The sequence below is a fragment of the Flavobacterium johnsoniae genome (genome assembly GCF_030388325.1).
In the GTDB taxonomy this organism is placed as follows: domain Bacteria; phylum Bacteroidota; class Bacteroidia; order Flavobacteriales; family Flavobacteriaceae; genus Flavobacterium; species Flavobacterium johnsoniae_C.
Window position 1 is genome coordinate 1,005,552 of record NZ_CP103794.1, and the last position, 16,143, is coordinate 1,021,694.

General features: G+C 36.5%; 1 protein-coding gene. It reads right to left on the reverse strand.

Annotated elements, in window-relative coordinates; translation table 11 throughout:
• Window positions 1–44: 44 nt before the first annotated feature.
• A complete protein-coding gene (locus tag NYQ10_RS04540) occupies window positions 45–16,055 on the reverse strand; it encodes a T9SS type B sorting domain-containing protein (RefSeq protein ID WP_289879087.1) in 16,011 nt (5,336 codons plus the stop codon).
• Window positions 16,056–16,143: the final 88 nt, after the last annotated feature.

Sequence of the window (16,143 nt, forward strand, 5' to 3'; positions counted from 1 at the left end):
TGTAATAATTTTTTTAGATAACATCATTTGGGGCTATAATTTTGTTATCTGTATAAAGTGAAGTGTCCAACAAACTCTCTTGGATCTTTCGGGTCATTTAACTTAAGAACGTACCAGTAATCACCTGTTGGCAATTCATTTCCATTGTATTTACCATCCCATTTCTGACCTACGCGGTATTTCGCTACTACTCTACCGTATCTGTCGAAAATATCGAATGTTAACTCTTTGTATGCTAATGCACCACAATCAGGACCAATTGATGTATTTGAACCAGTTCCGTTTGGTGTGAAATAGTTTGGCATACAGAAATCATAGAAAATACCATGAACAATTATTGTTTTCTCACAACCATTTTTATCTCTAACAGTTACTGGATAGTCACCAGTTTTATAGATTCTATAAGTATTAGAAGATGAGAATGGCTCTCCATTGAAACTGTACTCATAAGGAGCAACACCGCCAGAAGCTTTCACTTCAAGTACGTTGATGTCTTTACTTGAGTTGGTTACATCTACTAAGTCTAATTCTGCAACAGCATTAATAGTAAATGGTACTGTTTCTTTTATACAACCGTTACCATGTCTAGCTACTATCGTGTGAGGTCCAGGAGCTACATTTGTAAAGATGTTACTTGGTTGGAATGTTCCATTGTCAAGAGCATAATCTACATCTGCTGGGTTTGTATTAGAAGCGTCTATAGTTACTACCACTCTATTTGCTTGAGCATTATTAACACAATCATACGTTACCTCAGCAGTTGGATTAAGAATAACTGCTTTATCCATCATAACTCCAACACTAATAAGACATGTAGCATCTTTAATGTAAACAGTATGTTCACCTCCTTTTAGGTTAGTGAAAGTATATTGGTTACTAGCATCAACTGGTAAATATGTACCGTTTTCGTTATCAATGCTCACAGTATATGGCGCTCTACCTCCAGAAACTTGGATAGTGAATGATCCATCATTATCTCCATCACAAATCTCTTGAATAATTGGACCAACAACTTTACCTTCTAAAACAGCTGGTTCATTAACTGTAAGCGTTAAATGCTCTACACAAGAATTTTCATCTTGAACTAATACTTCGTATACACCTGGTGTTAAACGATCGAAAACAAATCTGTCATCGAATAACGCTAAGTTTGGCGAAATTGCATATTTAATTACACCAGTTCCTCCAGTAGCCGCGATTGAGATTTTACCATCGTTAGCTCCGAAACAAGTTGCATCTGTAACTGTTGGAGTAACTGATAATGCTTCAGCTGGCTCATCAATTGGAACAACCGCAGAATCATACTGGCAATCTCCACTATCAACACGAACTACATATCTTCCTTGTGGAAGCAAATCAAAATATCCTGTAGATTGAACTGGTCTAATTAAAACACCTGCATCATTGTATAATGAATAAGCGTAATTTGTTAAACCTCCAGTTGCAACAGCATCAATAATTGCTGTTGAACTTCCTTTACAATAAACAACCGCATTACTTAGGTCAATGTCTAAATCTAAAGGCGCTAATGGATCAATAGTTACATTATTAGAAACAGATGAAATACATCCGTTAGAATCTCTAACATAATATTCGTGATTTCCAACTCCAACAGGGAATGTTGCAGGCAATGTGCCTAAAACAGTTGTGAAGCTTGCATCAGCACTATATTCGTATGTTCCTGTTCCTCCAACTGCAGACAATGTTAATGTCGCATCTGTTTGACAAGTAATTCCAGTTGCTTGTTCTAATGTCGCAACAATTTCAGCTGGATCGCTAATTTCAACTTCTGCTGTAGTTCCAGAACAGTTTAATTGATCTACAATTGTAACAGAATATCTACCAGATCTTAATCCTGTGAAAACAGGAGAATCTTGAGATGCTGTTGAAATTACTGGATCAACAGATAACATGTTTAAGATGTATGCGTAGTTGCTTCCTTGACCACCTGTTGGTGCAGAAACTGTAATTACACCATTATCATCTCCAAAACAAGCCAACGTTGAAGCTGTCGCCGTAGCTGTAGCTGTAATAGGAAGCGGATTATCTAATCTTACTGTTGTAGTAGCAATACATCCTCCTAAATCTTTCACATTCAATGTGTATGTTCCAGCGCTTAGACCTTCAAACTCATATTGTTGTGTATAACCTGCGCTAACTCCAACTAATTCGAATTGGTAAGCACCTGGCCATCCTCCATCAGCAAAGATTACGATTCTTCCGTCATTACCTGGATCACAAGAAATTGGTCCGTGCTGTTCAGAAATTGTCAATGGCGCAACTGGCTGTTGAATAGTAAAACTTGTTGCTATTGGACAATATGGTTTTCCAGTTAATGATCCAGAAACATTATATGTACCAGCTATTAAACCAGAAATTGTTGCTTTTCCAGTTGCATCACTTGTACCCATTTGAACAGAGTTTCCTAATGAATCTGTAATTGTATAATTAAACTCACCTGCATCATTTGTAGGTACTGGCAGATTATCAACTAAAACTAAATCTACACTTCCTGTTCCGCCAAAACATGTAACGTTTTGAACATTTTCAGCTTTTAATTCGAATGTATTCGGATCGTTTACGAAATGATCTAAACTAATAACACATCCTGTCGCAGGGTTTGTAACCGAGATTAAATAACGACCAATTGGTAATGTAAATAATCCAGTTGTGTTTTGCTCACTGAAAACAGTTCCGCTTGCACCAACCACAGAGAATTCTAATGGCGTTGTAAATACGTTATCATTTTCATCTTTTACTGTAACAACGATTGATTCATCATTTATACAAGTAACTTCAGTAATTGCTAAATCAATTTTATCCATTGCCACAAACGGAAGGATTTCAACTTCTGCAGATGTTCCAAGACAGTTATTTGAGTCGTAAACATTTACAACAAATCTTCCTCCTGTAAAGTCTGTTTGTGTGTAAACATTAGACGCTAGGTCTTGAACTATTTCTGTACCATTTTTAACAAACTGATATCTTTTATAATCTTCTGAACCACCTGTTGGTAATGGAACTGTAATTGTTGCATAATTTGTAGCATTTCCAGTTGTACATCCGTAGTTTGAAACTACTGGAAGAGGAACCACAATTGGATCTGGTTGCTCAACATCAATAGTTTGATCAACCGGACATCCTTTACCAGAAGTTACCGTTACAGTATATCTTCCTACAGGAAGATTTCTAAACACATTATCTTCTAATACCATTCCAAGTGGAGCTGGATTAATTGAGTATGTGTAAATCGGATTATTATTAACCGTTGTTGTTGGCGTAGCCATGTTAACAGTAATAGTTCCGTTGCTTTCCCCGTTACAAATTACTTTCGTAGCAGTTAAAGTAAAATCGATTGCTGTATTTGGTATTGTGATAGTAGCTGCAACTGTAACGATACAAGGTGTTCCTAGATCTCTAACATAGAATGTATAGCTACCAGGAGCCAAATTATCAAATACATTTGATGCTACATATGTTGTTCCATCAATACTGTATTCATAGCTATTTGTACCACCCGTTGCACTAAGTGTAACTTGACCATTTGCTGTTAAACAAGTTGGTACACCAGTAACATCGTAAAATAATTTTAATGGTTCTAAAATTCTAACTGAACCAGAATCTTCACATTTATTCTCATCTCTCACATAAACTGTGTAATCTCCAGTTAATTGAACTGTAAATACATTGCTTGGTTGCCAAGAGTTTCCGTCTAAACTATATTCTAGATTTGCATTAAATCCTGTTGCAGTAATCGTAATATCATAAGTTCCTGTTGAACTTGGACATTGCGTTGCCACAACACTAGAGATAACTGGTGATGCATCTACAATAATGTTGATTGGAGTAGAAGCCTCACAACCATTTAAATCTTTAGCCCAAATTACCCATGTAAATGCTGGATCTAGAACTGCTGTATCATAAACATCATAAACTATTGGGTCACCTGCTTTAACGAAAGCATACATATATCCAGGAGTTCCATCATGAGCAGTTGCTTTGATTTTAAATCCATCTGTACAGTTTGCATTTTTAATTGGTGTATAATCTACTGTTAGAGTTTCTGGCTCAGGAACATTTACTGTAACTGTAGCAGTACAATTTGTAACATTGTCTGTTACATTAATAGTATAATCACCTGTCGCTAAGTTAGTCAATACAAAAGTATCTGTTCCTACTGGCGTTACAAGTCCTGGTGCATTAACTCCAGTAATTGTATGACTAAATCCTGTATTGAATCCAGAAACTTTAAATGTTACTTTTCCGTTAGACTCACCTTTACAAGCTACTCCATTATCAAGATTTCCTCCTACAGAAATACTTACAAGTTCTTTTACTGTGTAAACATCTTGGAATGTACAACCGTTGGCATCTTTCACTTGGAAAGTATAATCACCTGGAAGTAATCCTGGGAAACTTGCTGGAACTGCAGAACTTGCAGTTGTTATTGGTCCAAATAATGTTGGAGAAGTTGCTGTATTAGTAGCAATAATGCTAAATTCTAAAGCACCAACACCATTCGTTGCTGTTACTTCAACGGTACTAACATCTTCACCTGGATTACAAGTTATTAATGTAGCATCAAAATCTAATTTATTTGGTTTGTTTAATGGATTAACATCAATTGATTGAGGCGCCGTTGTACAACCATTTGCATCTTTAACAGAATACCAGATTGTTTGTACAGATCCATTATCATCAATTGAGATTGTATTTGCTGTATCATAAGATACACCGTTATCGAAACTAAATAAGTAACCTAAAGCATTTCCTGTAATTGGTGTACCTCCACCTCCTACAACTGTAATTACTGTAGTATTGCTACATGTAATGTTTATAGGGAAATCTGCACTAGCAGTTAATAGTGATGGCTCATCAATTACAATTGCTGGTGTAACTCCAGATGTACAGCCGTAGCTATCTGTAACCACAATTGTATAAGAACCAGCAGCTAAATCTGTATATAATCCTGAAGCGTCTCCAGTGTGATTTGCAGGTGTAGCTCCGCTTAAAGCGAAAGTATAAGGTCCCACACCACCTGAAGGCGTTACTGTGATTGTTCCTGTACTACCTCCATTACATTTTACGTCAGTTTTAACTGTAGTAAATGCAGGATTTACAGGAGCATTTATAATGATTTCATCGATTGTAACTTGGCAATTATTACTATCCGTAACTCTGAATACGTAACTTCCTGTTACGTTAGTTGTATATGGAGCAATAGCAGTAATGGTATTAAATCCACCGTTATTGATATTTACTTCATAAGTGTAAGCTGGGTTTCCACCTGCAGCAGTCAATGTAAATTCAGCCCCTGTCGATGTAGGCAACGGAACACATGTAATATCTTTATCTTGAGTTACAGTGAAAGTTAACGGTTGATAAACAGTTGTTACTGATGTACCAGTTGTTGCAACACAACCATTTTTATCTTTAACATAAACTGTATAATCTTGTGAAGCCGTTGTAGGAGCTGGTACTGTAAATTCGTATGTTGTTCCTGTGCTTTCAAAATAATCCGTACCATTAATACTGAAACTCAATGGCGCAACACCAGTACCTGTAGCTGTGAAAGTATAGTTTCCAACAGCTGTACATTGATTGCTTGCCAAAGTTGGTGTTGTAACTGTAGGTAAATCCTGTTTAGTAATTGTTACTGTTGTCATCGCAGTACAATTGTTTGAATCGATGATGTGAACATCTACTAGCCAAGTCATTCCTAAACCGTTTGGAGTTGCTATACCATTTGTCAATGTAGTAGTATCAATAGAAGTTTTTGTAGAATAAGCTCCCACTCCATTACCACTTTGTACGATAGAATATCTGTATGTAGGCGTTCCTCCTACTGGACTCATAGTAAGTTGAGAAATAGGTTCATTACAATGTACATCACTTGCAACAGCAGTAATAGATAAAGCTACTGCTGGCTCAGAAATATCTACTGATTTAGTTACAGTACAAAGTGTAGTATTATCTCTAAATGTTACTTCGTAATGTCCACTTACCATATTAGTTAAAGTAACAACATCTCCTGTTTTACTATCATTGAAAGTTAATCCTGACGGAGTTGTCACTACAGTATAAGTAAACGCTCCAGAAGCTGTGAAATCGCTTGCTGTAAATGTTGCACTACCTGTTGCGTTTCCAATACAATCTACATTTGAAGCAACTTGCTCTTGCATTTGTAAAGTTGGTAATGCTGGTACAGTAAATAAATCTTCATCTGTACAGTTATTAGCATCTGTAACTCTAAATACATAATCTCCAGCAGGTAATCCTAAATAAATACCTGTTGCATCTCCTGTAGTGTTAGTTGTATCTGGACCAGATACAATGTCAAATGTTAATGTACCGATACCATTTGATGTTGCAATTGTAACATCACTTACTAATCCTGGACAAGTCATTTGAGACTTAGTAAATCCAGTAATAACTGGTGGATCTAATGCATCGATAACTGCTGCCTGCGCTACAGTTGTACAACCGTTAGCATCTTTAACAACTACATAGTAAGTACCCGCAGTTGTTGTTTCTAAAAAGTTATCAGCTCTAAATGTACCTCCATTATTAAAACTATACTCAAATCCTCCTGCACCACCAGTAGCATTTACGGTAATTCTAGCCGTTGTAGGAAGATTTCCGCCACCGCAAAGCATTTGTATTCTATCAATACTTGTAACCACTAAAGGTGTCGGATCTGTAACTATAACATCAATTGTTTCAACACAGTCGTTGCTGTCTTTAACGTAATAGGTTACTGTTCCTTCTGCAGCAGTCTGCGTGAAAATATTATTCGTTTGTGTAGCCAATGTAGGAACTGCACCTTTTCCGTAAGTGTAAGGCCCTTTTCCGCCAGTTGCTGTAATCTCTACGTTTGCAGCATCGCCAACACATAAAGGTGTACCAACATTTCTACTTGGAACAATCGTAATTAGATTATCTATTGTTGCGGTTGTTGTTGCGGTACAAGTTCCGTCGCTAACTTCGAAAGTATAAGTACCCGCAGCTAAATCTGTAAACACACCAGTTGTTGCACCAGTAGCATTTACTGTTGGTCCTGCTGTAATTGTATATGTATAACTAGGAGGAGTTGTAATTCCGCCTTCAGCTTGAACTGTTACACCTCCATTTGGAGCAGGTGATTTACAATCCAATTCTTTTTTATCTGTTACAGAAAGACTTAACACCTCTCTTACCACATAAGGAGCAGTAGCTGTACATCCGTTAGCATCTCTTACACCAATAGTATAAGCTTTAGCCGCTGTAATAGTAGCTATTGAAGAAGTTAAATCTACTCCGTCTAATGTATAAATTGGAGTACCAACAGTTACATCAAAATATTGGCTTAAGTCTACTGTAAATGAAGCACCTGTAAAGCAAGGTACAGCTGGACCAGCTAGTAAAGTTGGAGCCAAATCTTTTTCAATAGTCACGTCAACTTTTGCAGTACATCCATTAGCATCTTTTACCCAAATATCCCAATCTGCACCAGATTCGTAATTAAGAACTAGTGGGTTTGTTGAAGAATAACCAGTAGTTGGTTCTGGATCTCCATCGGCAACGAATGTATATTGATAAGTTCCTGTTCCTCCAGTTCCTTTAACTGTTACACGAGCATCAGTGTTACAATTGTCTTTTGTTTGACTTACAACACTTACGCTTACTGGCTGTACTGGTTGTTTTATTTCAAATGTAGTTGAAGTAGAACATTCCGTACCTCCAATTTCTTTAACTACTAAAGTATAAGAACCTACTGGTAAACCTGCAAAACCATAGCTTACTGGGTTAGGATAGTTAGTAGGCACATTAAATGCAATTGGTGGTAAAAATGATGCATTTGAAAATTGATCTACAACTTCAAAACGTAAATGTGTCGCCCCAGAACTATAATTAGAAGCAGTAGCATTTACAGTACCATTTGAAAGTGCCGGCGTACTGTTACAAGTAACATTCGTTGTAGAAATAGCTGTAATATCAATACTTGACAATTTAGGAATTACTACCTCTAAAACAGATACACAGGCATTGTTATCTTGAACTTGGAAAAAGTAGGTTTGACCAAAATTTAATCCTGTAAACTGATATGTTGTATTTGAAGTTGGAAGAGAAACAGAACTCGGATCTCCAACTATTGAATAGATATAATCTGGAGCACTTGGGAAAGTTGGATCCAAGAATAAATCTACAGTCGCACCAGCAGAGCAAGTACCTGTTATAACAACTGGTAAAAACTTAAGACGTGGTTCTGTTGATATTCTTAATTTTGGACTTACCGTTTGACATCCATTAACATCTACAATCGATACGGTATAATCTCCAAATACTAAACTATTTGGAAACACATATGTTCTATTATTAGTCGCTGTACTTGTATGAATTGCTGTATTTGTTTTATCATATAAAGTATAAACAAACGGACCTACACCATTAGCTACGGCAGTAACTTCAATAGCTCCGGGAACATTCGCATCACATTTAATATCATGCGGAAGATATGTCCCTACAATTGCACTAGGTTCATTGATTGTTATTGTATTAACATCTTGGCAACCTCTAGCGTCTTCAATTGTATAACTATAAGTTCCAGCTGCTAAACCTCCAAAAGAAGTATTATAATCAAATGGATTTCCGTCAAAACTAATTCTGTAAGGCGCTTTACCACCACTTGGGTTAAATGTTACAGAACCATCGCTGCTGTTATTACAGTTTGCATCAATAATTGATGGATTTGCAACAACAGTACCTGTTGCTGTTAACAATACTCCATTTGTTCTCACAGAACATCCATTAGCATCTGTAACTACAAAATTATAATTTCCTGGAGTTGTAAAAGTTTCCGTAAAAGTATTCGTTGCTATACCAGTCACTAATGAACCAACTGCTGTAGTTCCATCATAGGCTTGGTACCTAAATGGCGCTGTTCCATTTATGATAGTTACTGTAATTACAGAACCCATAGGTGTAGAACAAGTAAGATCTTTATCTGGAAGCGCACTAGCAAATATTTGTTTCTCTACAACATAATCTTCAAAATGAGTACAGCCGTTAGCATCTTTAACACCTAATACATATGTTCCAGCAGCTCTAATTGTATAAGGGCTAGCAGCTACCGCGCCATTTACAGTAAAGGTTAAAGTTCCTGTTCCTGATCCTGAAAGAACTATATCAAAAGGCGAACCTGTAAAACATTGTTGTGCAGGCAGATTTACAACTGCATCTGGATCTTTAGCAATCGTAATTGGCAATGATTGTTCACAACCATTAGCATCTATAACCCAAGCATACCAAGTTGTAGTTGCTGGATCTAAATCTGCTGTATTTTTATTTAAAACATAATCACTTGCTGCTGGCGTTCCAGTTGTGCTTATGAAAGCATAGCTATATGGTAATTTTCCTCCTCCAGCTGTAACTGAAACTTTCGATAAAGGTTGATCACAATTCGCATTTTTATTTGATCCCAATGTCAATGTTACAACCGCTGGCTGAGTAATAGTAAAGTTTACATCTTTGAAACAGTCTGTAACATCATCTGTTACTCTTAAAGTATATGATCCCGCAACTAAACCAGTTACATTAACAGTATTTCCTGTTGGTGTAACTGTTCCTGTTCCTGCTGTTAATGTCGCAGTATAAGTAGTTGAATATGCAGAAACTGTGATAGATGCTGAACCTGTAGCTCCAGCATTACAAGCAACATTATTTTGAGATGCCAATGTAGCTGCAATACTAACTAATGGTTTAACTTCATAATTTTCTACATCGCTACAACCATTTGCATCTGTAACTTTGAAAACATAATTTCCAGCAGGTAATCCTGTGAATTTTCCGTCTGTAGCTCCAGTTGTGTTTGTTGTTGTTGGGCCAGAAACAATTACATAAGCTAAAGATCCAACTCCATTAGTTACTGTGATATCTACATTACTAGTAGATTCTCCTGTTTTACATGTAATAAGAGATCCATTTACACCCGTAATTACTGGAGCGTCTAGAGCAGCAAAAGTTTGTGTCGTTAAAGACTGAGTACATTTATTGCTATCTCTCATTACTACAGTTACTGAACCTGATGCGCTAGTAGTGTAAGTGTTTTTAGTATCAAAAGCTCCTCCGTTGAAACTATATTCATAACCTCCAGATCCTCCAGATGGAGAAGTCACGGTAATCGTTGCTTGTTTGGTTGTGTTATCCGTATTACATGCTAAAGGTGTTGATTGTACAGTAGCCGTCAATGCTACTGGGTCACTCAAAGTAATTGAATCTGAGAAAGTACATCCTTTAGCATCCGTTAAAAGAACAGTATAAACTCCAGCTGTCAAATTACTTGCAGTTGCTGTAGTCGAAACTGTTGTTGCCCCTCTTGTAATTAAATATGTAAACGGTTGTAATCCTGTTGGATTGGTAATATTAATTTCACCATCAGCCGCACCAATACAAGTTGGCTGTTTTTCATTATGAGAAAACGAAGGTGTTGTTTTTGGCGTAATTGTAATTACGTTAGATAATCCTTGACAACCTGCATTATCTGTAACTCTAAATTGGTATGTACCAGAATTTGCCGTAGTAAATGGTGATGTTACCGGATTCCACGCTCCTGCACCATTAAATTGTACTTCGTATGTAGAATAAGTACTTGAACCACCATTAGCAGTAAAAGTAATTTCTGCATTATTATCACAAGTCAAATCTTTTACTCTCGTTGCTAAAATCGTTAATTCTGGATTAACAATGTACGTTGCAGTTGCAGGACATCCATTAGCATCTCTGACACCAATAGTATAAGTACCGCTTGCAGTAATCTTATAAGCCGTCGGATCAGTAACAGCTACTGTATTTACAGTATATGTATGAACACCAGTTCCTAGATTGAAGAATGTTCTTAAATCTATAGAAGTTGATGAAGGCGCTTTGAAACAGAATGTAGCTGGAGCCGGAGATTTTACAGTTGGAGAAGATTCTCTCTGAATATCTAAATTGAATGGTCCTGCTGTACAATCATTCTGATCCATTACATAAACATCCCACAATAAATTTGATTGTGTTGCTCCTGTATTAATTGTTGTATTTGTTGTAGAGAAAGCAGAAGCCGCTGGCATTCCTGCGCCTCTCAATACGTAAGCATATTTATAGTTTGGTACACCGCCAGTAGCAGTAACCACAACATTTGAAATAGAATTTCCACAATTTACATTAGAAGCCGTTGCAGCTGTAATTGTAATTGCCGTTGCTGGATTGATCGTAACCGATGCCTCATTAGAAAGACAGTTTGTTGATATATCTCTAACCTGTAATTTATATGTACCTACGCCTAAGCCAGTAACTCTTACTTCATCGTTTACTTTTGTAACTGTTCCAGAAGCCGGAGTTAGTACATAACTAAAATTACCAACTGAACTTGCTCCTGTTACAGTAAAAGTTGCTGTACCATTTGTTTGTCCAACACATTTAATATCTGTCTTTTTACCAGATACAGTAATAGTTGGTGCGCCTGCAATAGTAATACTGCCTGTTGTTTTACAACCATTAGCATCTGTAAGTTCAAAAGTGTAAGCTCCTGCAGTTAATCCAGAGAAAACTCCAGTAGTATTAGAAGCTCCCGATCCAGTTCCAGAAGTCATTAAATAAGTAAATGGCGCAACTCCTCCAACTGTTGGAGTTAACGTTACACTAGTAGTTGTTTTACCAACTTCACAAGTAATAGCTGCTGGAGTACTAAATGTAATTCCTGCTGGTGGGTTATATGCTGGTACTGTTATTGTTTTTGTAACTGTACAGTTATTTGCATCTTTTACAGAATAAGTAATAGTCTGAGTTGAAGAAGTAAGGCTAACCGATAAAGTATTTACTGCAGTATAAGTAGGACTTCCATTAAAACTGTAGCCTAAAGTTCCTGTTCCACCGCCACCTACAACAGTAATAATAACTGATGAACTACAATTAGTATTCGCAGGGAAACTAGCATTCGCAGTAACTGCTGGCGGATCTGTCAACGTTACATTGATACTTTGTACACATTTATTTTTATCTTTTACATAGAAAGTGTAGTTTCCTTGTGCCAATCCAGTAATAACTGAATTACCATTGAATGTAATATTATCTCTACTATAAGTAAATTCTCCCGCACCTCCAGATGGCAATAATTCTACACTTCCTGTTGATCCACCATTACATTTTGGATTTGTGTTATTTGAATTTAAAGTAATAGCAGTTAAAGGAGCAATAGTTGCCTCACTTGTAGTGGTACAATTATTAGCATCTCTAATTTGGAATCTATAAAGACCTGACGTTCCAATAGTATAAGTAAATGATGTTCCGTTACCAACTGGCTGTACTAATGTTCCAGTAGTAGCTCCAGAAGTTATAGATACAACATAAGGTGCAGTTCCTCCTTCAATTGATCCTGTAATTACCGCTCTATTATTTGGCGCAGGATCACAATCAAGTCCAGTTGTTACAGTCGTACCTGTTAACAATTGTGCTTTTATTACAGTACTTTTATGTTGAGTTTTACAACCGTAACTATCTGTAATTATAAAATCATAAGTACCTGGGTTAAGTGCTTTATAAGTAAAACCAGGAGCATCAAAAGGTTCGCTAGCTAAACTTGGCGTTCCACCATTGTAAGTTACGACATACGTATACGGTCCAACTCCTCCACTTACAGTTACTGGTATATTCGTTCCTAAAGCTGGATCAAAACATGCACTGATAGTACCAAAATCTATTCTAGGATCGACTGCTGGATCTACAGTTACTCTTGCCAGAACTGTTGTCTCACATTGATTACTGTCTCTTGCTGCAATAGTATAACTTCCTACTCCAACATTTGTGAATTCTCCTGATGATTTAAAAGGAACTAATACCGTTGTACCATTTGCTGCTCTTAATTCATATTTATAATCTGGAGGCGTTCCTAATTCTGCTATTGCAGTAATTGTTGCTCCATTAAGACATGTTGCTGGTTTAGTTACAGAAGCCTTAACTGTTAAACGTGCTGGTTCACTGATATCTTGTGAAAATGGCAATGTACAGCTACTTGCTAAATTTTCATAACGAACACGAATCTGGTAGTTTTTAACCGCCAAACCTGTTAATGTTACACTTCCTTTTGAAGAAGCAGGAACTGGAACATACGTTTTCCAAGCTGCTCCATCAACAGAATATTGGAATCCTTTTTTAGGATCAAAATTTTGTGCGTTGATTGTAAGTTCACCGTTTTTATCTCCTGTACATAAAACATCTTTAACTCCTGTAATCGATGCAGAAAATGCTTTTGCACCATCCACATTGATATCGAAATCCTGTACTGTTCCACAAGTTCTTGGAATCTGACGAACCCAGATATCATCCATCACCAAATCATTTCCACCGTATTCGGTACTTCCTGATCTAATCTTAAAGATTAATTTAGTATTATTTCCAGGGTTTAATGATAGCGATTTTTGAATCCATTTATTTCTATCAGCATCATAAGCATCTTCAGCTATTTTTCCTGTTTTATCCGTCGCAACTACTATTCCATTTTCATCTACCAATTCAAATATTAGAATTGGAGCAGCTCCCGATCTTGATCTTCTCAATAAATTGGCAACGTATAAGTCAACCAAAACAGGTTGATTTGGAATAACATCTACAATTGGCATACTATACAATACACCATAATCTCCAGCTGCTTTTCCAATGTTTACTAACAAATATCTTCCATTAGCATCACCAACTCCATTTTGATTGTTAGGGTTTGTGGTATGATCTTTAAAGTGAAACCAAGCACCTGAATTGTTTGAATTCAAATCGTCATCTCTCCAAAAGAAGCTAGTAACAGAATATTGATTATCCTCAACTGAACGTGTCGGATTTCCATTTAAAGAACAGGTATATGGCGGATTAACCCTTTGGTCGTTAAAACAGTACGTACCTGCAATACCAGGTGTAGTAGTTGTTCCTCCACTTCCAAAGGTCTCAATTAATAAGTTACTATAAGTTGAAACGGCTGTTACAGTATACTCAACTGTAATCGTATGTTTACCTGAACCAACATTTAAGAAAACATTTGATGGTGTGTTATTATTTAAGAAACCATCCATGTAATATTTATAGCTATACTTCGGATCAGGAACTCCTCCATTAACTTCTACAGTTGTAGTTGCAGAACCGTCGCAATTAAATACAGGGTCTAAAATTTTAATAGTAGGTGGCGCCGGTTTTTGGTCTAGTGTAATATCTTTCATTTCATAGATACAACCTACTGCATCCATAACTCTGAAAGTATATGGTCCTCCTGGATTTATATACATTTCATTTGAATCCTGCCAAGGCGAACCCATGAAACTATATTTATACGGAAATGGCCCAGGGAAAGGAACACCACCTTGTGCGTTTGCAATACGTGCCAAACCTTGGTTGGTAGACCCAGTAGGACCACAACCTGATAAAGCCGCAATACCACCCGAAGCGGTTAGTTGTGTAGCTGCTCCAACTGTAGTCATAATAGCAGGATCTGTACAATAGCTATTATTACTACCACTTACACCAGACTTTTTGTATTGTACTACCACATAGTAAATTCCTGAAGTTAAGCCAGGAAAACTGTTAGTTGTAACAAATGTACTACCATTATTAATACTATATCTAATATCTGTATATCCCTTAGCATCAGTAACATTAACAGTAATACTTCCTGATGAACCTGTACAAGAACCATCTACTTTAGTAACATTGTAAACCGGTTTATCTACAGCAGCAATAGGAATTGTAACATCAGCTGTACATCCATTCCCATCTTCAACACGGACAACATAACTTCCGGCTTTTGATACTGTAATATAGTTGTCAACATTCGCAACATTTACAAATCCTGTATTATCAATATTAACAGAATATCTATAAGGAGTTTTTCCTCCACTTGCTGATCCAGTAATTCTACCTGAAGCACAATTTGTTAATGTAATTGTTTCCGTAGAGTTGTTAACTAAAGCGTTTGGAGCATTTTCTATAACAAGATTAGTCTTTGTATCTTTCATACAAGTTGGCCCCTCTACAAGAGTAGTTTCAACTGTATAGGTTCCAGGATTCAATCCTGAAAAAGTATAAATAGGATTCTTTGTAGCAGGAACCGTTATATTCGTAGGGCCACTAAGTTTAAAAACGTATTGTAAGTTAGTTTCACTTGCACTTACGGTGATACTTCCTTTTTCGCTACTACATTTTGCAGAAGTAATTTGTGTTGTAACCGCAAAATTAGTCGTGCTAATAACAATGTTTGGAACTTTAAAATCACAAGAACCCGCAACACCACTTAATCTGATAAAAACGTTATAATTTCCTGCCGCTGTAATATTAAAAACATTACTAGACTGCCATGAAGTTGGAGGCGAAGAAGTCGTCGTTATTCCATATTCATAATCACTACCAAAACCATTAACTGTAATTTTACCATTTAAAGTACAGTTGTTTCCATATCTAATAATATGATTTTTAGCAATAGCACCTGGATCTAATGTATTTTGATATACATTGAAATAATACGTGTAAGGAGTTCCCGTATTATCTACTATTCTAACTCTAAATTGTCCCGCTTCGTGAGCCAGATAATTCACTGTAGTTCCAACCGTTGTCCAACAAGAAGCTGCTGCTGTTTCGTTCGCACAATTTGTATTGGAAACATTTAAACAAGAACCTCCTGCAATAAATTTTTCCCATACAATTGATTGCGGATTTACTAATCCAGTTTCAATATTTCTTGTTTCATTACTACCGCAAAGAAATAATTTTGGAAGCTCTTTACCATCATTAGGACAAATAGAAACTGTTCCCAGATACGGACTTTGAGCATACTTAATTGCCGGATTGACCATCGCAGCCGAACTTGCAGCTGGTTTTTCTGTGTTAGGATCTATACCAAATTGATTCTCAAACTGACTATTTGCTTTTAAGAATAAATTCTCATTTGAACTCAAATTAGGCTTTGAATTAAATGCAATTCCATTTTGTGCTTGGGAGACAAAATTGAATAGCAGAACTAAAGCAAAAAACAGCGTTCTTAAAGTAGTAGGTTTTTTCATAATCATTTTTTTGTTACTTCTGTCTTATAGCTAAGGGGCATTAATCTATAAAACCATTTAATTTTGATAACATTTATTTAGACGTCTC